Genomic DNA, 20,194 nt, shown 5'->3' on the forward strand with positions numbered 1-20,194 from the left:
ATATGGAGGCAGGGTGCTATGAATGCGCCAGCAGTAGAGCATCCCTCTACTGATGTCACCAAAAATGTAAAAAGAAAGGAGAGTCGACCATGAAGAGTGAGACGATTATTAGCGATGAGCGCCGAGTGCCGGGCCTGCCGGACGGTGGCTTCCGTACCATTCTGGCGGATCCGCCCTGGCCGGCCCAGGGTGGGGAGCGGCATTACCGGACGATGAGTCTGGAGCGCATTGAGGCTCTGCCGGTTGGTGAACTGGCCGCCCCGAATGCCCATCTGTGGCTGTGGACCACCAACGCCCTGCTGCCTCAGGCCTACGAGGTGGCCGCCGCCTGGGGCTTCACGGTGCGCAGCCCGCTGACCTGGGTGAAGTTCCGCCTGGGCCTGTCGGGCCGCTACCAGCTGCGCAACGCCACCGAGCAGCTGCTGTTCTGCACCCGGGGCCACGCCCCGCTGGGCAACCACTCCCAGCCCACCTGGTTCAACGCCCCGGTCACCGAGCACTCGCGCAAGCCGGCCGAGCAGTTCGCCATCATCGAGCGGATCAGCGCCGGGCCGTTCCTGGAGCTGTTCGCCCGCCGCCGCCCGCAGTCCAACCAGGACTGGGCCATCTGGGGCAACGAGGTCGCCTCCGACATCCGCATCCCCGAATACCCGGTGCCGCGCTACAGCCAGGAGGTCCGGTGATGAGGAACTACGGATTACAAGGAAGGAACTGGGATGTCTGGGGACTCGAGGAACTCGCTGCCCGGGAGCCTGCTGCGCGTCGGCGTCGGACTCGTCCTGGTCGCGATTGGGCTGAAGTGGATCGCCTGCGTGCTGCAAAGCGCCTGGATATGGCTCGCCGGCGGGCTCGTCATAGTGCTTGCCAGCGCCGCAGCAGTGTCCTGGTGGCGGGGCCGGGACCAGTGGTGAGGAGGCGGACATGAGCCCGCGCCCTCAACCAGTCCGTCGTCGTGGTGGCCGCCCAGCTTCGTCCCACGCGGTCTGGGTAGTCGGGCGTCGACGGCTCCTGGATCACCAGGAGCTGGCCCGAGTCCTGCTGGCGCTACTACAGCACCAGCAGTCTCAGGAGACCGCGCCGGCGGCGGTCGGCGACGACACCGCCAAGCAGGCCGGTGCAGCCCTTCACAACATCAACCAGTCTCAGCCGAAGGAGGCGGATGATGACCTCCTGGGGTAGCCAGGCCGCTCACGCAGCACCGCTGAGTTGGTTTCAGGTGCAGTTGAGTCAGCCACTGAGCACCACTGATGCCACCGGGATGCTGGATCGGATCCTGGCTGACTGGCATCTGGGTCGGGTGGTGCTGGAGACCAGGGCTAGTAGTGGCCGGGCGCGCACCTTCGTGGCGACCAGGCCTGGTACCGGCCTTGAGGCGACGATCCCCGAGTTGGTACCCGGTAGCCGCGTCACCACCCCCGCTGAGGGCAGGCAGAGCGTCGATGCGGCGCTGCGACTGAAGGTGTCTCGGCCACTACTGCCGCTGAACATCGAGCGCATCGAGGCCGTTGTTCGGGCGGTCCTGGCGGCGATGGCCGCTACCGATACGGGGGAGGAGCTGGTCATCCAGGCCCTGATCGGGCCGCGTTACCGGCCCTCGCTCAGTAGCGGTCAGTTGGCGCGCAGCGGCTGGCTGGAGCTGCTCGGATTCGCCCATCCAGTCCAGGAGCCACGACTGAGTGCTGCCATCCGCCGGCGAGAGGGTCAGCACCAGGCTGGTGTGATGCTCCGGCTCGGCGCCCGCGCCGCCACCCCAGCCAGATGGCGAGCCCTCCTGAGCGGTCTGCTGGGGGCGCTGCGCATGAGTGAGGGGGCCGGGGTACGACTGCGGGCCTGCGGCGAGCAGCCCGAGCGCCTTACTCAGGCACGTCGTCCTTGGCGCTACCCACTGACCTTGAGCGCCCACGAGCTGGCCTGCCTTATCGGCTGGCCTATCGGGGCCGGTGAGCTGCCAGCCACCCCCGGGGCGCACCCGCGTCGTCTGCCGCTGCCTGAGCACCGAGATACCACGCGCGCCTTCGCTACCTCGAATGAGCCGGCCCAGTCGGGACGACTGGGGATCTCCATCCACGACGCCCTGTTCCATACCGTGCTGCTGGGCCCTACCGGCGCTGGCAAATCCACCGCCATGGCTCAGCTGGCGCTGGCCGACATCCGGGCAGGGCGCGGCGTGCTGCTCATCGACCCCAAGGCGGATCTGGTTCATGATCTGCTGGCCCGCATCCCACCGGAGCGGCGCGATGACGTGGTGGTCATCGATCCGACCAGCCCCACGCCGGTGGGCATTAATCCACTGGCGACGACTTTCACTGGCAGCCGACGGCGCCCAGAGCTTATCGCCGACGCTGTCCTGGCCACCTTCAAGACGCTCTTCGCCGACTCGTGGGGGCCGCGCACCGAGGAGATCCTGACTGCCGGTCTGCTGACCCTGGCCCGTACCCCGGGCGCCACCCTGGTGGACCTGCCGCTGCTATTGACCAGTCCTGCCCACCGCCGGCGTATCACCGCGGCGGCCCCTGATCCCTTGGGGACCGATCGGTTCTGGGAGAAGTATGAGGCATTGTCGGAGGCTCAGCGCAGCCAGTGGATCGCCCCGGTGCTCAACAAGCTCCAGCCCTTCCTCATCCGCCCGCACCTGCGCGCCACCCTGGGTCAGGCGGAGCCGCGCTTCGACCCGTCCGAGCTGCTGACCCGCCAGCGCATCGTCCTGGTATCACTGAACAAGGGCGTGCTGGGGGCTGAGTCGGCCCGCCTACTGGGCAGCCTGCTGATCGGCCAGCTATGGCCCCTCATCCTGGCCCGGGCCGCCCTGCCGCCCGAGCGCCGGCACATCGTCAGCATCTACATCGACGAGGTCCAGGACTACCTAGCCCTGCCTGGGGACCTGGCCGACGCGCTGGCCCAGGCCAGATCACTGGGGGTGGCCTTCCACCTGGCCCACCAGTACCGCGCCCAGCTGCCGTCAGCCCTGCGGGCCGGCATCGACACCAATGCCCGCAACAAGATCATCTTCAGCCTATCCGCCAGTGATGCCAGCGAGATGGCCCGCCAGGCTACAGGACTGGAAGCGGCCGACTTCCAACTGCTGCCGCGCTTTGCCGTCTACGCCCGGACCCTCTACCAGGGTCACCTCCAGACCTGGGCGATGGCCACCACCATGCCGCTACCACCCCCGACCGCTGACCCGGTGGAGTTGCATGCCGCCAGCACCGCTCGCTACGGCCAAGACGCCCGGGACGTCGAGACCGGGCTGCTCGAGCGCCTCGGGGCCACACCCCAGACGACGGGCGGCTCGGCGCCACCGGCTGGGAACGTGCGCGCGGCGGAGACGATCATCGGGCGGCGACCACGCAAGGCCACCGGCAGACCAGACAGTGGCAGACGAAGAGACAGATGAATTGCTGTGCCGACGCCGCATCCCGCGCGGGACGAGCCGGGCGACCAATCGCCCGACCGCTCGCGACGACAAGCACCCGCCAGCTTCGGCGGCATCCCGGCCCAAATCGGCCAACACCGGAGGCGACTACCAGCCCCTGCTGGTTGCCATCCCACGCATGCCGGGCCGGCCGCCGGCAGACAACCACTCCCAGACGCAGACAACCACCGTGAGACAAGGAAGGAGGACCGACCATGCCAGCCACCATCGACGCCAGGAGGCGCATCGGGCGCCGCCAGCTCCAGGCCATCGCCGAGCAGCTCGACACCACCGACCACGACCTCTTCGAGTTGCTGGCCACCCACCGCTACGCCACTACCAGCCAACTGGCCCAGATCGCCAACCTGGACGGGCGTTGGGCCACCCAGCGCTCCGCACTGCGCCAGACCACCCGCCGCCTGAGCCGCCACCACCGCCTGGGGTTGGTGGACCACCTGGCGAGGCGTATCGGGGGAGTGCGGGCCGGATCCACCGGATTCATCTGGCACCTACGGGAACCCGGCCACCGCCTGATCGCCCAGCAGCACAGCACCGACCACCAGCCGACCGGTACTGGCCAGACCCCGGCGGTCGCGGGCAGGCGCCGGCGCCACAGCGAGCCCTCCCACGCCTTCCTGGCCCACACCCTGGCCATCACCCAGACCCGGCTGATCATCGAGCAGGCCGCCTACGACGCTGGCGGACACCTCACCCTCCTGGCCACCGAACCAGCCTGTTGGCGCAGCTGGATGCTGCCCTCCGGAGCCCAGCGCTGGCTCAAACCCGACCTGGAGGCCATCACCACCACCAAGCACGGCGAGCAGGACCACTGGCTGCTGGAGGTCGATCTGGCCACCGAGAACCCCGCCCGCCTCCTGGCCAAATGCCATACCTACCAGGACCATCTCAGCAGCGGCACCGAGCAAGCCGCCAACGGCGGCTATTACCCGCAGGTTGTGTGGGTGATGAATAGCGCCAAGCGGGCTGAGTGGCTGGAGCGGCAGATCCAGGCTGACCAGTACCTGATGTCAGGGTTGTTCAAGATCGTAGCCAGCGCCGAGCAGTTGACCCGCCTCATCCAGCAAGGCCCATAACGCCACCCCTGGAGATCATCCATCAGAGTAAAAAGAGAGATCCACGCATCCATGCCGCTAATTCGATCACCCGTCAACTCCGGAAGTGCGTTCTCCATGCTATTCCTGCCGCCACCTAGGGCCACTAATGAGAGGGATGGGTGGGATGAGAGTATTCGGACTTGACTCTTCGGGCCAACTGAGCGTCAATAGAAGTAGAGACAGAGGTTGTGCCAGTCTCTTGCGTCAGTAGCTAAGAATCACTGAAGGGAGGAATAATCTCATGCCCGGAACCACGCCAACTGAATCAAGCATCGAGGGCGTCGTCATCTATGCCCACGGCCAGTATCCGGCCCAGATCACCAGGCAGAGCACCGCGCTGCGGCGCTACTGCCGGCACGCTGGTCTGGCGGTCATCACCGAGTTCCACGACCTGGAGGATCGCACCATCGGCCTGGACATGGCGCTGCGGGCCGTCCGGGAGCCCTGTGTCCGCTACCTGTGCACCACCAACTGGCCAACCGCCAACCTCGACGCCGAGGCCGCCCTGTCCATCACCGAGCTCCTGAACCACGACCACATCAGCCTGCTCACCATCCATGATCAGGCGCCACAGGACCAGCCGCACCGCCACACGACCAGTCACCGTGCCGTAGGGGACCCACGCAGCCGGCCCGTCGACCAACGCCCATTCACCCCAGCAACCAGCACCGGAAGGAGGCCCTCATGACCCCGACAACCACCGCCCCGGACACACCCGCCGCCTCAGCGGCTTCGCCGGGTGTGGACCCGCTTCAGGCTATGTCCGCCGCCCTGACCCCCAAGCGGGCCGTCTCATACATCCGGGTCTCGACCCGTGAGCAGGCTCAGCGGGCGGGGGCGGAGGAGGGCTTCTCCATCCCGGCGCAGCGTGAGGCGAATAAGAAGAAGGCTGCCTCTATGGGCGCCCTGATCGTCAAGGAGTTCGTCGACCGCGGTGAGTCGGCTCGCTCGGCCAACCGGCCCGAGCTGCAGCGGATGCTGGCCTACCTGCAGGAGGCGGGGGATGTGGATTTCTGCATCGTCCACAAGCTGGACCGCCTGGCCCGCAACCGGGCTGATGATGTGGAGATCAACCGGGCCTTCGAGCAGGCTGGGGTGCGCCTGGTCTCCACCTCGGAGAACATCGACCAGACGCCGGGCGGCATGCTGCTGCACGGCATCATGAGCTCCATCGCTGAGTTCTACTCGCGCAACCTGGCGAACGAGGTGCTCAAGGGCATGGGGCAGAAAGCCCGTAGTGGAGGCACCGTTGGCAAAGCACCCCTGGGGTATCGCAACGTCCGCGGCCAGGACGCCCAGGGCCGGGAGATCCGTACTGTTGAGGTGGATCCCGAGCGCGGTCCGCTCATGCGCCTGGCCTTCACCGAGTACGCCACCGGCAATTGGACGGTGGCTCGTCTGGCCGAGCACCTGGCTGGCCTGGGCCTAGACATCCCCGCCACGCCCACCAGGCCGGCCAAGCCCCTGAGCAAAAACCGGTTGCATACTCTGCTGCGCCATCCCTACTACCGCGGGGTGGTTTCCTTCCAGGGTGTGGAGTATCCCGGCCAGCATGAGCCCTTGGTCGATGAGGTGACCTGGCAGCAGGTCCAGGACATCCTGTCGGCGCATCGTCATGGGGAGCAGCAGCGCCTGCACAACCACCATCTGAAGTCCACCGTGGTGTGTGGGCTGTGCGGCTCGCGGTTGCTGGTGCACAAGGCCAGGAGTCGCCATGGCCGGACCTATCCCTACTTCGTCTGTTCCCGCCGCCAGCGCAAGCACGACTGCACCTTCCGGGCCGTCCTCATCGACCAGGTCGAGACGCGAGTGGCTGAGCTGTACGGGAGGATCTGCCTGACGGCTGAGGACAGGCAGACTGTTGAGGACTATCTGCTGGCCGAGCTGGACCACATCCAGGCCGGGCGCCAGCAGCAGATCCGCTCCCTGACCACCCGCCGCACCACGCTGGAGGACCAGCGCCGCCAGCTCCTCCAAGCCCACTACGCCGGGGCTGTTCCCCTGGAACTGCTCAAGGAGGAACAGGACCGCCTGACCCGGCAGATCTCTGGGATCCAGCGCCAGCTCGATGGCTACCAGGCGGACATCGCCCAGGTCCGCCAGCACTTGGGGCAGGCTCTGGATCTGTTAGAGGATTGCCAGCGGCTCTACACTGCCGCCCCCGACCACCTCAAGAAACAGCTCAACACCGTCTTCTTCCAGCGGGTGTTGGTCAACCCGGCCGTCGATGAGGATGGGCGCGTGGTGCTGCCCGAGGGCGACGGCCCCGGGAGTGATGGTGAGCCAGTCAGCAGCGAAGAGGCGTCCGATTGGGGAGGGACCGGAGCGACCAATGACCAACCCGCCCACAACCCAACCTCAGTATCGAGCCCTGGTCTCATCCTGACCCAGGATCCCGAGCAGCACAGCAGCGCCGCTGGCATCCTCAGCTTTCCCTTCGACCACCTGGCCAGCCCCGGGTTACGGCGGGCGGCGCACCAGCACGCCAGCACTGTGGATGCCGACCCGAGCCAGAGCCCCATCCCAGGGTTGTCAGGACAACGAAAAACGCCCACCGCCAAGGGTGAGCATCACTCGTCGTCTGAGATGGCTCCAGCCACAACCTCGCTTGCTGCGGGTTCGTACTCGAGCACCGTGGTGCCCCCGGCGGGACTCGAACCCGCACGCCCGAAGGCAGCGACTTTTAAGGTCGCGGTGTCTACCGATTCCACCACAGGGGCCGCGCCCCGGCCTGCGCCGCGGCACCGGAACAACCTAGCACCACCGCCCCCGCGGTTCAGGCCGTTCGTGGGTCCTGCGGCAGGGACCTGCCGCAGGACCCACGAACGCATCGCCGACCTCCACTGCGTCCCGCCTCAGTCGGTGTCCAGTGTGGACAGGTCTCCCTCGTCCTGGCCCAGGGCGCGGGCCCGCAGCACCCGGCGCAGGATCTTGCCCGAGCGCGTCTTGGGCAGCGCCTCGGGGAAGTCGAAGGAGTCGGGCTTGGCAATAGGCGACAGTGTCGCCGCCACATGCTGGCGCAGCTCGGCCTCAAGACGCCGGGAGGCCTCCACCCCCTGGTTGAGCACCACCGCCACATGGATCGCATGCCCCTTGACCTCGTGGGGCAGGCCCACGGCCGCCGCCTCGGCCACCGCTGGGTGGGAGACCAGCGCGGACTCCACCTCCGCGGTGCCCAGGCGGTGCCCGGAGACCTTGATGATGTCGTCGGTGCGCCCAATGATCCAGAACCAGCCATCGGCGTCGCGCTTGGCCGAGTCCCCCGTGAGGTAGAGGCCCGGGTACCTCTCCCAGTAGGTGCGCTGGTAGCGCTCGGGGTCCCGGTAGAGGGTGCGCAGCATGGAGGGCCAGGGCCGCTTGAGCACCAGGTTGCCCTCCACGCCGTCGGGCACCTCCCGCCCCTGCTCATCGACCACCGCCGCCTCCTGGCCGAACGCCGGCCGGCCGGCCGCCCCCGGCTTGGCAGGCATGGTCGGCACCGTGGTGATCTGGAACATGCCGGTCTCGGTCTGCCACCAGGTATCGATGATCGGGCAGCGGCCCTCGCCCACCACCTGGTGGAACCAGGACCACGCCTCGGGATTCAGAGGTTCACCCACACTGCCCAGCAGCCGCAGGCTGGACAGGTCGTGGCGCTTGACCCAGGCCTCCCCGAAGCGCATGAGCGTGCGGATCGCGGTCGGCGCGGTGTAGAAGGAGGTGATCCCGTAGTTCTCGATGAGGTCCCACCACCGGTCGGGGTAGGGGAAGGTCGGGTTGCCCTCGTACATGAACACGGTGGCCCCGCACAGCAGCGGCCCGTAGACCAGGTAGCTGTGGCCGGTGATCCACCCCGGGTCCGAGGTGCACCACCAGCGGTCCTCATCATGGATGTCGAAGCAGTCGTGGAGGGTGACATAGGTGCCCACCATGTAGCCGCCATGGGAGTGCAGGATCGCCTTGGGACTGCCCGTGGAGCCCGAGGTGTAGAGGATGAACAGGGGATCCTCGGCGTCGACCTGGACGGTCTCGCAGCGGCCCTTGGCCACCGGCAGCTTGCACAGCTCGTGGTACCAGTGGTCCCGGATCGGGTCCATGGCGACCTCCGAGCCCGTGTTGCGCACCACGATGACGTTCTGGATCGTGGGGGAGAAGCGCACCGCCTCATCGATGATGTCCTTGAGGGGGAAGACCTTCCCATTGATCCACGACCCGTCGGCGGTGATGACCACCTTGGACTCCGAGCCATCGATGCGGGCGGTCAGGGCGTCGGCGGAGTAGCCGGCGAAGACCACCGAGTGGATGGCGCCGAGCTTGGCGCAGGCCAGCATGGCGAAGAACACCTCGGGGATGCGGGGAAGGTAGATGGTCACCACATCGCCCTTGCCCACCCCCATGGCCTTGAGCACATTGGCCATGCGCTCGACCTGCTTGGCCAGGGAGAAGTAGGAGAAGGTGCGCACCTGGTCGGTGTCCTCCCCGACCCACACCAGCGCCAGCTTGTTCTTGCGGGCCGTCACCAGGTGGCGGTCCACCGCGTTGGTGACGATATTCGTCCGCGCCCCCACGAACCAGCGGTAGAAGGGCGCCTCGGAGTCGTCCAGGACCTCCTCCCACGGCCTGGACCACTCCAGCTCCCGGGCGCGCCCGGCCCAGTAGCCCTGGGGATCCTTCAGGGCCTGCTCCTCCAGCGCCCTCCAGTCCTGGACCCAGGCGCCCTTGACGGACTCGGGGTCGGGGGCGATGAAACCTGTGCTCTCGTATGCCTGCGTCACGACGTCCTCCTCGACGGCGCTCAGTGCCCCCGGGCCGGCCCCCGGGAGCGATTCGCAGAACAGTACCCGCCGCGCGGCCCGCCGGCCATGGCAGAAAACCGGCAGATCGGGATGGGGACCGTGCCCAGGGCGAGCGCGCTCCCGCCGGCGCCCACCCCCACGACGGCGTCATCCGGTCAGCCGCCCGCAGGCCCACCTCGCCCGGCGCCCTCCCCTTCCGCCTCACCACCACCCCTCCCGACCTCTTGCCGGACCGTCACCGCGTCTGCCAGGATCACCGAGAAGATGACCGGCCCCAGGAGGGACCCTCCTCGTGCTCAGCAATCTCAACCTGCTCGCCTCCCCCTACTGCGCCGACCACGCCCTGCTGGCCAAGCCCTACCAGGCCGCCATCGACGAGCTGCGCAACACGCAGGGCCCCGGATGGGCGGCACTGAACCGGCCGGCGTCGGTCATTGCCCTGAAGAACGCCTTCGGCGTCGTCGACGGGCCCTCGGCGATCGCCCAATGCGAGGAGCTGGCGGTGGCGGCCGGCTCCTGGGCCGATCCGCTCATCGCAGCCCAGCAGGTGCCCGCCCTGGCCATGCTCGCCGGCGCGGCCGGGGCGCGCGGATTCGACGACTGCCGGATCGTCAACCTGCTCACCCGTGCCCGCACCGCGGGCTACATCGACGACGCCGCCCTGGCCGAGCTCCTGGAGAGCCACGCCCGGCGAGCCCTCGCGCACTACTCCGGCTGGGGCCAGTACCTGGCCTCCGTCATCGTCGGCAAAACCGCATTCCAGGCCATGTACGCCACCTCAGGCAGCCCCTACATCGTCGATGAGCACAAGATCCTCGAAGCCACCCACATCATGGCGCTCAGCGCCCACCTCACCCTGTTCCCCGCAGGACTGTGGCCCCCGGAGGACCTCAGCGCCCTCATCAGCGCCATCGAGGCGCTCATTCCCGCCGAGAGCTCCCGGGCCGCCCGCCTGGGGGTCGGCGGGTGGGTGGCCACCGCCGGCCACCCCCTGGATGCGGCCACCACCACAGTGCTCCAGAGCACCGCAACGGATGCGGGGACCTTCCTGCGCTCGCGCGCCCTGGCACAGGAGGTCTTCTGGCTCCCCGTGGACATGGCCCGGCTCTGGCCGGTCTTCGAGGACCTGCGGAGCTCGCGGCTGCCCCCATGGGATCTGCCCGCCCACGGCGATGGCAGGGCCGCGAAGACCTTCTGGCGCGACGTCCGCCTCGAGCGCAAGCACTGGTCGGGGGTGCCCTTCCTGCGCATCAGCGACGGCGGCAGGCTCACCGCGGTCCTGACCGAGCAGGCCTGCGTCCTGGTCGCCAAGGCCGGGGTGCACCGCACCTTCACCCCCGTGCCCTGGGAGCAGGTGAGGATCACCGCCACCGTGAGCCCCGGCAAGGACGTCGCCTTCCATGCCGGAGGTGCGCTGCTGGGCACCCTCTACCCGGACTGGGGCGCACTGGGGCCGGCCAGCACCGAGCTCACCTGGCGCCTGGAGGCATTGCTCAACGGCCTGGGCGCACGAGTACGCTCCTTCAGCGCCGCCCACCCGCTGTGAGGGCGGCGGGACTCCGCCACGCTCACAGCAACCCATATATAAGAAGTACCCCCACTGGGATTCGAACCCAGGACCTTGTGCTTATCAGGCACGAAACGAGGTATAAGCTCGCTGCTCTAACCGCTGAGCTATGGGGGCAGTGCCTGGGCGCTCGCGCCGGCGCGCGGGGCTCAGGGCGTCGTCGGGGAGGACGACGCAGTGAAGATTACCCCAGCCCGGCACTCCTTCCTGACCGTTGCCATGGGGAGTTCTGTACATCCCCACCCGCTGCCCACGGCGGCGCATCGGCGGGAGCGCCCATGGGCTGCACGACCCGGGCCGAGGCGCGCTCCGGCACAGCGGCACCGACGGGCCCTGTGGGATGATGCTGCCCACCACATGGCACCGTCTTGGGAAGCGCGATGAGCCAGCCGCACGACTTCTACACCAGCAACGCCGACATCTACGGAGCCCTGGCGCGCGCCTTCACCCCGTCCATCAATGCCGCCCTGGGCGAGATCCTCGCAGCGGCGCGGGCAGGGGATGAGCCCGCCCTCGACCTCGGTGCCGGCATCGGCACCGCACTGCCCGCCCTGGCCACCGGGCGCCGCAGGCTCTACGCCGTCGAGCCCTCCGCCGCCATGCGCGCCGGCCTCATGGCCGCCATCGCCGCCAACGACGAGCTGGCCGAGCGCACCACCGTCCTAGCCGGCACCCTCGACCAGGTCGCCCACCTCCTGCCCCGCCGCCTGGGGGCCATCACGGCCCTCAACGTCATTGGGCACCTCGACGACGAGGCCCTGGCCGGCTTCTGGGAGCTGGTGGGCGAGCGCCTGATGCCCGGGGCGCCGGTGATCATCGCACTCCAGGGCCCCCTCGACGGCGCCGCACTGCCCTGGACCGACTTCGGCACCACCCGCATCGGCGACCTGGCCTACCGCACCGAGGGCAGGGCCGAGGCCGCCCAGGACGGCGTCGTCGCCTGGACCATGCGATGGACCATCACCGCCGCCGCCCACCCCGATGAGGGCAGCGATGACGGTGCCGGTGGGGGCGGCGAGGTCCTCCAGACCCGCGAGGCCACCACCTCCTGGAGGATCCGCACTCCTGAGGAGCTGGCGGCGCAGGCCGCGACCGCGGGCTGCCACCCGGGGCCCGCGCGCCCCGACCTCCTGCTCTACTCCTACATCCGCAACCGCTGAGGCCCTCACTGCGGCCCGCGAGCAGGGATCCCTGAGCACGCCGCGACGCGGTACCTCCGGCCCACTGGATGCCGGCAGGCCCGGGGGTGCATCACCCGCCGTCCCCGACCCGCGCTGACCCGCGCTGTCCCGGACCCGAGGGCCACTGGCTGATCGGGACTGATCAGGACCATGAGCCCACGGACAGGTGACCCGGGGGGTAGGGGCGCCTGCCCTGGGAGGACTTGTGCGCCGCGGCCGGCGACTTCGCGGCACTGGCCGGCGCCGAGGGCGGCGAGGAGGCGGAGTTCGACGCCTCGGACAGCGGCTCCTTGGGCGGCAGCGGCGGCAGCGGGCTGTGCCGTGGCACGCGCACCATATGGCCCGCCAACGGCGGGGGCGGGGGAGGCGGCGGCGCAGGCGCCGGCGGTGGCGGCGGTGGGGGAGGACCCACGACGCCGGCGGGACTGGCCACCGCGACCGCGGGCCCGGCCCCCACGGGGGCCTCTGCCACCGGCGGTGGCGTGGCCGCGGCGGCCGCGCGCCCCATTGGCGGTGGCGCAGCGACCTCGCCCGGATCGCTGAGCGCCCCGGCGTGGGCCAGCACCTGGTCCACCATGCCCCCGTCCTCGGAGACCTCCACCTGCTGGCGGGTGTTCCAGCCCATGCGTGTGCTGGTGAGCATCCCCCACACGCGCAGCGGGCGCAGCAGCACGGTGGTCCACATGGTGGCCAGCGGGGAGAGCACCAGGGCGCTGTAGCGCTGCCGCTCGGAGGTGTCCGACCGCCACACGCCCACATAGCGCATGTTCTGCACCAGGCCGATGATCGCCGGGATGAGGATGACCTCCACGGGGATCCCGTGATCGGTCATCAACGGGCGCCAGATCACCAGGTAGATGAAGGTGGCGCCCACCACCCACAGCTGGAGCCAGCCCAGCAGCTGGCGCCACCAGCCCCAGGAGATCACCGGCAGGAAGCGCAGCCGCCACAGTCCCCGGATGAAGGATCCGCGGAACCACCGCATCTGCTGGCGCAGGTGATGGCTGAAGCGCTCGGGCATCCAGGCGAAGGCGAAGGCCGTGGGCTGCTGGACCGTGCGGCCCCTCAGTGCCGCGAAGAGCGTGAGGAGGGAGTCGTCGGAGAACTCCACGTGCCGGCCCAGGTACTCCTCGCTCATGTAGAGGTCGATGTGGTCGGCCAGCACGGAGATCCGGTAGGCCGCCAGGCCCCCGGAGTTGACCAGCACCATGCCCAGGCGGGACATGGAGGAGCGGTCGGTGAGCTGCTGGGTGACGAAGATGATGTCGGTGACCCGGGCCAGCAGGTTCATCCGGTTGTTCGTGGCCAGGATGACCCCGGCCACCGACATCACCCGAGGGTCGGCGAAGGGCAGGGTGATCTCGCGCATCGCCTCGGCGTCGAGCATCGAGTCGGAGTCCACCGTCACGAAGATCTCCGCGTCGCGGATCTGCTGGAAGGCCTGGGCCTGGGCGTGGCGCTTGCCCTGGTTGGGGGTGCGCTGCCAGGTCGCGTAGACCCCGTGGGCGCGGGCCTCGCGCAGGAACCACTGGCGCTGCTCGAAGTAGGTGCCCTGGGTGGAGCCGTCGTCGACGACGTGGATCTCGGAGGGCACCAGGCTCTGGACCAGCAGGGCGGTGAGCATGCGCTGGACCACCGCGGGATCCTCGTTGTACAGGGGCACGAGCACCGCGGCCCGCTGGGGCGTGGGGCCGGCACCGATGAGCCGCTGCTCGGAGAAGGCCAGCAGCAGCTGGATCGCCACGAAGAGGAAGACGATGTTGAAGGCCCAGATGAGCCAGGGGTCGAAACTGCCGTGCCGGGTGACGATGACCCTCCAGAAGAACCACACCACCAGGTAGGCGCCCACGAGCACCAGCAGGGGCAGGTAGGGGGAGGAGTCCATGAGCGCCCGCGGCAGTCCCGTCCGGTTGGCGAAGCCCTGGGCGCGGCCGGGGGAGTCCAGGCGGTAGCGGATGGTCTGCGACGGCCGCGGTCCGCGGTCGCGCCAGTCCCGCTCACCGGGCTGCCGCACCGAGGGCGCCGCGCCCCGGCCGTCCTGCTCCTGCGGGCCTCGGTGGGCGCCCAGGGGCAGGTCACGCTTGAAGAGCAGCTTGACGCCGATGGCGGCCATGAGGATGACGCCGCATATGAGCACGACGAACATGCCGAAGGACCAGGACATGGGAACCCCTTCTGGGATGGGACAGGTGCGGAGCGGGGGAGGTGCGGGGGCGCCGGGCGGCACGGCCTCTGCGGTGAGGCGGCCGGGGCTCCCCGCACGGTGTCAGCCGGTCAGTGCCTCCCGGTCCCGACACGGGCCCGGGCGCACGACCGCGCCCTCCCGGCATCGCGTCTGCTCGTCACAGGTCATGGATGTGCCACCCCACAAAAAATTGAACCGAAGGTAGGAAAAGATACTGGATTGTGATTCTCTGGCTTTACGCTGCCATGTTTGTAGCAACCGCGCAACAGGCACGCGCCGGGATTGTGCGAGGAGCGCGGCCGATGTGCGCCACCTCGCTCCCCGATCCCAGCAGGCTCCCCGTTGACGTGCACGAACCGCCCTGGTGCGCCTCATCCCCAGGGCTGCGCGGCGGCCGCGCCCGTCCTCTAGCCTGGGACCATGACGCAGCCGGAAGATCCGATCAGACCGACCCCCCAGGCCCAGCGCGGCGGCGACGACGCCCCGGATACCAGGACCGCGCCGGTCCCCGAGGGCCCCACGGATGAGAGAGGCCTGAGCGTCGCCGAAGTGGTGGACCTGGTGGAGCGGGCCGCGCCGCCGGCCCTGGCCGCCTCCTGGGACTCCAACCGGCTCATCTGCGGCGACCCGCAGGACCGGGTCTCCTCCGTGCTGCTGGCCGTCGACCCCGTGACCGCCGTCGTCGATGAGGCCATCGAGCGCGGCGTGGGAATGATCATCACCCACCACCCCCTCTACCTGCGCGGCACCGAGGCCGTGGCCGCCACCGATCCCAAGGGCCGCCTCATCCACCGCCTCATCCGCTCGGGCATCGCCCTGCTCAACGCCCACACCAGCCTGGATGCCGCGCACGGGGGAGTGGCCGACGCCCTGGCCGCAGCCGTGGGCCTTGACGAGGTCGTCCCGCTGGAGCCCGACCCCACCGACCCCGCCCAGGGGATCGGCCGGGTCGGCGCCCTGCCCCGGCCCACCAGCCTGCGCGACTTCGCCGCCACCGTGGCCGCGGCCCTGCCCGACTCCGCGCCCGGTCTGCTCCTGGGCGGCGACCCGGAGGCGCACGTGCAGACCATCGCCGTCTCCGGCGGCGCCGGGGACTCCCTGCTGGCGCGGGCCCGCCAGGTGGGGGCCGATGTCTTCCTCACCGCCGACCTGCGCCACCACCCCGCCTCCGAGCACCTCGAGGGCGGGCGGCCCTACCTGCTGTGCGGCACCCACTGGGCCACCGAATGGGTGGGCCTGCCCCCACTGGCCCAGCGCCTGGAGGCCGAGACCCTCGCCAGGGGAGCTCGCCTGACCGCCGTGGTCTCCCACACCGTTACCGACCCGTGGACCATGCGCCTGACCACGGCCGACAGGGCGTGAGAGGATCGGACCCGGCCCACCGCACCACCCATCTCCGGCATCGAAGGACACCCGTGATGAGCGCTCCCATCGCCCAGCAGCGCCTGCTGATCGAGCTGCAGGCCCTCGACTCCCGCCTGGCCCGGCTGCGCCACGAGCGCACCCACCTGCCGGTGCTGGCGCGGATCGAGGCCACCATCGAACGGCTCACCGCCAACAAGCGCCAGGCGGTCATGGCCGACGCCGCCCTGGTCCAGGCCAAGGAGGCCGCCACGCGCCGCGAGGACGAGGTCAACCAGGTGGTGCGCCGCTCCGAGGCGCTGCGTGAGCGGCTCCTGTCCGGCCAGGACGCGGCCCGGGACCTGACCGCCATCCAGCACGAGATCGACCACCTGGGCGTGCGCCAGGGAGTCCTGGAGGAGGCGCAGATCGCCGCGATGGAGGAGCTGGACCAGGCCCAGGCCGCCGTGGAGGGCCTGGCCCGGCAGGAGCAGGAGATCCGTGCCGCCGGCCGGGAGCTGACCGCCGAGCGCGACGCCCACTTCGCGCGCCTCGATGAGGAGATCTCCTCGGTGGAGGATCAGCGCGCCGACCTGGCCGGCAGTATCGATCCCGGGCTGCTGGAGGACTACGACGCCGTGCGCGCCCGTACCGGCGGCCTGGGCGCGGTGGCCCTCCACGGGCGGCGCATCGAGGGCGGATCGCTGGAGATCAGCCCCCAGGAGATGGCCCGGATCATGGCCGCTCCGCCAGAGGCCGTCCTGCACGCCGAGGAGAACGACGTCATCATCGTGCGCATGGACATCTGAGCGCAGGCAGCGGCCCCGGACGCCCCGCCCGGGGCCGCGGAGGATCAGCCTCTCAGCGGGGTCTCAGCGCAGCACGAGCCTGAGATCGCGCCTGCCGCGCCGGTCCGGCTCCTCCAGCTCCACGGCGTGGACGCCCTCCAGGCCCTGGGCGATCGCGGCGACCGCCTCGGCGTCGGCCTCCTGCGTGAGGCCGCCTTCGGCCAGGGCGGCGATGAGCGCCCCGACCAGCAGCCCGCGCGTGTGCTTGGCGTGGTGGGAGACCACGGTGCGCCTGCCGTTGGGGGCCTCCTTGACCACCGTGACCTTGAACAGGCTGGTGGGCGGCGCCTGGGCGGAGGGCTGCCATGCCGCGGCGTAGGCCGAGGAGCGGCAGTCCACCACGACGCCGTCGGCCAGCTCATCGAGCACCGGGGCCAGGGGCCGCTTCCAGAAGGCGGACATCCGTCCCAGGCCGGGCAGGGCCAGGCCCATGGACAGGCGGTGGTCGGGCAGGGCGTCGGTGGCGCGCACCGCGCCCCACAGCCCGGACAGGATGACGACGCTGCCGCTGAGCACGCTGCGCCCCGATCGGCCCCGGGCGTGGCCGGCCAGCGCGGCGGCCTCGTAGAGCACCCCGGTGAACAGCTCGTGGGCCGGGGCGCAGGGGGCGGTGGTCAGGCGGAGGTTGAGGGCCGCGTCGGCGGCACTCCTGGGGCCCAGGCCCAGGAGCGCCGCGGCCTCGGGGGAGGCGCTGGCCTGGGCGAGGGCCTCCATGACCCTGAGCCTGGTGGCGCTGAGCTCGGCGCCGCCCAGCAGGCCGTCCAGGTCCAGGGGCGGGCCTGAGGAGGGAGAGGTCTTGCCCTCGGAGGGCGGGAGCAGGATGAGCACGGGCACATGCTAGATCAGTGCATGCGGCCTCACGGGCTATGCTGTGCCTGCGGACGAGCCGACCGGGCGGCCGCGGTACTCGGGGGGCGTTTCTGGACGCTCCCGGGGCTGAGGAACGTCCGGGCTCCACAGAGCAGGACGGTGGCTAACAGCCACCCGGGGCGACCCGCGGGATAGTGCCACAGAGAGTAGACCGCCGGTCCGCATGGGCCGGTAAGGGTGAAAGGGTGGGGTAAGAGCCCACCAGCGTGGCGGGTGACCGTCGCGGCTGGGTAAACCCCGTCCGGAGCAAGACCGCACAGCCGGCGCTTGAGGGCTGCTCGCCCGAGCCGGCGGGTTGGTCGCGTGAGGCCATCGGCAACGGTGGTCCAAGATGAATGGTCGCCACCGCCCAGGGCCGGTAACGGCGGGCGGCAACAGAACCCGGCGTACAGGTCGGCTCGTCCGCCCGCTGACACGAGGGTGCCCCCGCCCATCTGGGCAGGGGCACCCTCGTTGCTCCTCACAAGGCCCCTGGTGGGGGAGCCGGCGTCTCACGGATGCCGTGGCATGTCGCGAGCGCTGAGGTCGTGCTCAGGTCTCACTTGGCGGCCATGTACAGCTCATCGCCGTCGAAGACGCTGATGGCCCACACCCCGGAGTTGGCGTCCTCCTTGGGGATGACGAAGGAGACGTAGCCCTCGGCCGAGCCGCCGTCGCGGGGCATGGCCTGCTGATCGAACTCGTCGGACAGGCTGTAGAGGCTCGAGGCCTCAACGGTGTTGCCGTCCTTGGTGTAGTCCATCTTGAAGCTGTACTTCTCGAACTGGCCCGAGCCGTGGTAGGTCAGCTTGATCTTGACACGCACGTAGACCGAGCCCTCCGGCGGGGCCTCGTAGCCGTACCTCATGCCCTGCTCGACCTCGGAGGTAGCGTCCCACTTGACCTCCGTGATCTCCACATCCGCGGTCCCGCCGCTGTTGGAGGAGTACTTGCCGGCGGTGAAGGTCAGGATGTTGCTGTCGGGGTCGGCCGGGTTGTTGGGGTCGGTTCCCGGCTGGTCCTTGTTGGCGGAGTCCTCGGAGTCGCCCGAGCCGCTGGAGTCGCTCTTGTCGGAGGAGCCGCTGCCGGAGTTCTGCGAGGAGCTGGAGCCGCCGCGGCTGTTGTTGTCCCCACTGGAGCCCACGCTGTTGACGATGACCATGGCCAGGACCAGGATGACGACGAGGGCACCGGCGATGATGGCCCAGAACCACCACTGCTTGGTGATCGGCTTGGATGCGGCCGCCGCGTAGCCGGGCTGGCCGCCGACGTCCATGGGCTGCCAGCCGCCGGGGGCACCCGGTGCGCTGGGCACGCCCTGGGGGGCGGCCTGGTTCTGGAAGGGCGTGGGGGCCTGGGCGTAGTCACCGCTGGGGGCGTAGGGGCTGGCGCCTCCCGCGGGCGCGGAGGGGGAGAAGTCGCCCGAGGGCACGGAGGCGGACTGGCCAGTGGGGTCGGCGACCGGGGCAGTGGCTCCAGTGGACACCGCCTGGGTCGGGGCCCATGCCGGGTCGGCGCCGGAGGCGGCCGCGGGCGCGGAGGAGGCCGAGCCGCCCGAGGAGGCGGAGTCATCCACCCAGAGCTGCCATCCTTCGGGCGCCGGCCCCCAGGCCGGATCGGGCTGCCAGCCGGCGGGCGGCTGGAAGCCCTCGGGCGGCGCCGGCCAGTTCGGCGGTGGGTTGAAGCGCAGTGCCATGTGAACCTCCGGGAAGGAAAAGATCGGGCTGGACCACCGGGAGCAGTGGCCTTCTCACGGTCCGAATGTACACGGTCATCATGCCAGGCAGGGCAGGGCGGGCGGCCGAAGCGGTGGGGAGGCCTGCCCGCTCGTTCCCCCAGCGCGAACCTGCGCACCGGGTCGCGCAGGCCCGCGCCCGGTGGGGCCTGCGCGTGGCGCGGGTGGCGGCTCGTTCTCGCAAGCCCCCGCCTGCGCCCGCTCAGAGCCTGGTCCAGGACTGGTCAGGCGATGGGCATGGCATGGGTCAGGACCCGCTCGTGGCCTGCTCAGGGCAGGGTCAGCACCTCGGCGCCGTCCTCGGTGACCACCATCGTGTGCTCGAACTGGGCGGTGCGGGAGCGGTCCTTGGTCACCACCGTCCAGCCGTCGTCCCACTGCTCCCAGTCGATGGCGCCCAGGGTCAGCATCGGCTCAATGGTGAAGACCATGCCCACCTCGATGACCTCGTTGTGCGCCGGTGCGGCGTCGTAGTGCGGGATGATGAGCCCGGAGTGAAATGCCTCACCCACGCCGTGCCCGGTGAAGTCCCGCACCACCCCGTAGTCGAAGCGCCTGGCGTAGGCCTCGATGACGCGGCCGATGACATTGACCTCCCTGCCGGGCCTGACCGCCTTGATCCCGCGCTCCATGGCGGTGCGGGTGCGCTCGATGAGCAGTGCGCTCTCCTCATCGACCTGGCCCACGGGGAAGGTGGCATTGGTGTCCCCGTGCACGCCGCCGATGTAGGCGGTGACGTCGATGTTGATCAGGTCGCCCTCCTGGAGCACCGTGGTGTCGGGGATCCCGTGGCAGATGACCTCGTTGATCGAGGTGCAGATGGACTTGGGGAAGCCCATGTACCCCAGGCAGGAGGGGTAGGCGCCGTGGTCGCACAGGTACTCATGGGCGATGCGGTCCAGCTCGTCGGTGCTCACCCCCGGGGCGATGGCCTTGGCGGCCTCCTGCAGGGCGCGGGCCGCCAGGCGCCCGGCCACCCGGATGCGCTCGATGGTCTCCGCGCTCTTGACCTCCGGGGCGGTGACCCGTTCGGGCCCGTCGTGGAAGAGGTACTCGGGGCGGGCGATGACGCTGGGAACCTGGCGCTCGGCACTGATCCTGCCCGGTACGAGGGTGCCCCGCGGGGCGCGGTCGGCGAGCTGGTCCGGGGTCATGGGGACGGCGGAGTTCATGGACTCAGCATAGG

Annotated in this window: 13 protein-coding genes, 2 tRNA genes, 1 other RNA gene and 1 pseudogene; 10 read left to right on the plus strand and 7 right to left on the minus strand. The window is 69.9% G+C overall.

The features are described from left to right. The first annotated feature begins 89 nt into the window (after positions 1–89). From MANAM107_RS12125 to MANAM107_RS13180, 5 genes and pseudogenes are all read left to right on the plus strand, one after another. Positions 90–683, plus strand: coding sequence for an MT-A70 family methyltransferase (locus MANAM107_RS12125; protein WP_223909106.1), 594 nt, complete (start codon positions 90–92; stop codon positions 681–683). A gap of 533 nt (positions 684–1,216) precedes the next feature. Continuing rightward, complete coding sequence (locus MANAM107_RS12130; RefSeq protein WP_223913168.1) at positions 1,217–3,394, plus strand: type IV secretory system conjugative DNA transfer family protein; 2,178 nt, start codon at positions 1,217–1,219, stop codon at positions 3,392–3,394. 233 nt (positions 3,395–3,627) lie between these two features. Next, entirely contained in the window at positions 3,628–4,506 is an 879-nt protein-coding gene (locus tag MANAM107_RS12135) for a replication-relaxation family protein (RefSeq protein WP_223909109.1), read from the plus strand. A 262-nt stretch (positions 4,507–4,768) separates the two neighbouring features. After that, entirely contained in the window at positions 4,769–5,215 is a 447-nt protein-coding gene (locus MANAM107_RS12140; RefSeq protein ID WP_223909110.1) for a recombinase family protein, read from the plus strand. A 71-nt stretch (positions 5,216–5,286) separates the two neighbouring features. Beyond that, positions 5,287–6,285 (plus strand): annotated as a pseudogene (locus MANAM107_RS13180) (recombinase family protein); the annotation flags it as partial. Between the two features lie 877 nt (positions 6,286–7,162). On the opposite strand, the gene MANAM107_RS12150 reads toward MANAM107_RS13180, so the two are convergent. Both MANAM107_RS12150 and acs read right to left on the minus strand, forming a co-directional pair. Beyond that, positions 7,163–7,247: transfer RNA gene (locus MANAM107_RS12150), tRNA-Leu, on the minus strand. A 135-nt stretch (positions 7,248–7,382) separates the two neighbouring features. Continuing rightward, positions 7,383–9,281 (minus strand): acetate--CoA ligase, encoded by a 1,899-nt coding sequence (acs, locus tag MANAM107_RS12155; RefSeq protein ID WP_223909112.1) that lies wholly within the window; start codon positions 9,279–9,281, stop codon positions 7,383–7,385. 313 nt (positions 9,282–9,594) lie between these two features. Here acs and MANAM107_RS12160 point away from each other — a divergent pair, with 313 nt between their 5' ends. After that, positions 9,595–10,848 carry a DUF1266 domain-containing protein gene (locus tag MANAM107_RS12160; protein ID WP_223909115.1) on the plus strand — a complete coding sequence of 418 codons (1,254 nt, stop codon included), beginning with the start codon at positions 9,595–9,597 and terminating at the stop codon, positions 10,846–10,848. 46 nt (positions 10,849–10,894) lie between these two features. Here MANAM107_RS12160 and MANAM107_RS12165 read toward each other — a convergent pair. Beyond that, a tRNA-Ile gene (locus MANAM107_RS12165) sits at positions 10,895–10,986 on the minus strand. Between the two features lie 263 nt (positions 10,987–11,249). On the opposite strand from MANAM107_RS12165, the gene MANAM107_RS12170 reads away from it, so the two are divergent. After that, the gene (locus MANAM107_RS12170) at positions 11,250–12,029 is read left to right on the plus strand and encodes a class I SAM-dependent methyltransferase (protein ID WP_223909118.1); all 780 of its coding nucleotides are present in this window, start codon (positions 11,250–11,252) and stop codon (positions 12,027–12,029) included. Between the two features lie 163 nt (positions 12,030–12,192). On the opposite strand, the gene MANAM107_RS12175 is transcribed toward MANAM107_RS12170, so the two are convergent. Next, positions 12,193–14,214, minus strand: a complete 2,022-nt coding sequence (locus MANAM107_RS12175; RefSeq protein WP_223909121.1) for a glycosyltransferase family 2 protein — start codon at positions 14,212–14,214, stop codon at positions 12,193–12,195. A 441-nt stretch (positions 14,215–14,655) separates the two neighbouring features. Between MANAM107_RS12175 and MANAM107_RS12180 the strand changes: the two genes are divergently transcribed. Beyond that, positions 14,656–15,597 carry a Nif3-like dinuclear metal center hexameric protein gene (locus tag MANAM107_RS12180; protein WP_223909123.1) on the plus strand — a complete coding sequence of 314 codons (942 nt, stop codon included), beginning with the start codon at positions 14,656–14,658 and terminating at the stop codon, positions 15,595–15,597. Between the two features lie 53 nt (positions 15,598–15,650). After that, positions 15,651–16,385 (plus strand): zinc ribbon domain-containing protein, encoded by a 735-nt coding sequence (locus tag MANAM107_RS12185; RefSeq protein WP_179901216.1) that lies wholly within the window; start codon positions 15,651–15,653, stop codon positions 16,383–16,385. Positions 16,386–16,448: 63 nt separating this feature from the next. On the opposite strand, the gene MANAM107_RS12190 is transcribed toward MANAM107_RS12185, so the two are convergent. Beyond that, positions 16,449–17,252, minus strand: a complete 804-nt coding sequence (locus tag MANAM107_RS12190; protein ID WP_308443622.1) for a YaaA family protein — start codon at positions 17,250–17,252, stop codon at positions 16,449–16,451. A gap of 54 nt (positions 17,253–17,306) precedes the next feature. Here MANAM107_RS12190 and rnpB point away from each other — a divergent pair. Next, positions 17,307–17,699: RNase P RNA component class A (gene rnpB / locus MANAM107_RS12195), an RNA gene on the plus strand. Between the two features lie 133 nt (positions 17,700–17,832). Here rnpB and MANAM107_RS12200 read toward each other — a convergent pair. Both MANAM107_RS12200 and map read right to left on the minus strand, forming a co-directional pair. Beyond that, entirely contained in the window at positions 17,833–18,849 is a 1,017-nt protein-coding gene (locus tag MANAM107_RS12200; protein ID WP_223909130.1) for a hypothetical protein, read from the minus strand. A 428-nt stretch (positions 18,850–19,277) separates the two neighbouring features. After that, positions 19,278–20,180 carry a type I methionyl aminopeptidase gene (map, locus tag MANAM107_RS12205; protein WP_223909132.1) on the minus strand — a complete coding sequence of 301 codons (903 nt, stop codon included), beginning with the start codon at positions 20,178–20,180 and terminating at the stop codon, positions 19,278–19,280. Between the last annotated feature and the right edge of the window lie 14 nt (positions 20,181–20,194).

It is taken from the genome of Actinomyces capricornis (assembly GCF_019974135.1).
Lineage (GTDB): Bacteria > Actinomycetota > Actinomycetes > Actinomycetales > Actinomycetaceae > Actinomyces > Actinomyces capricornis.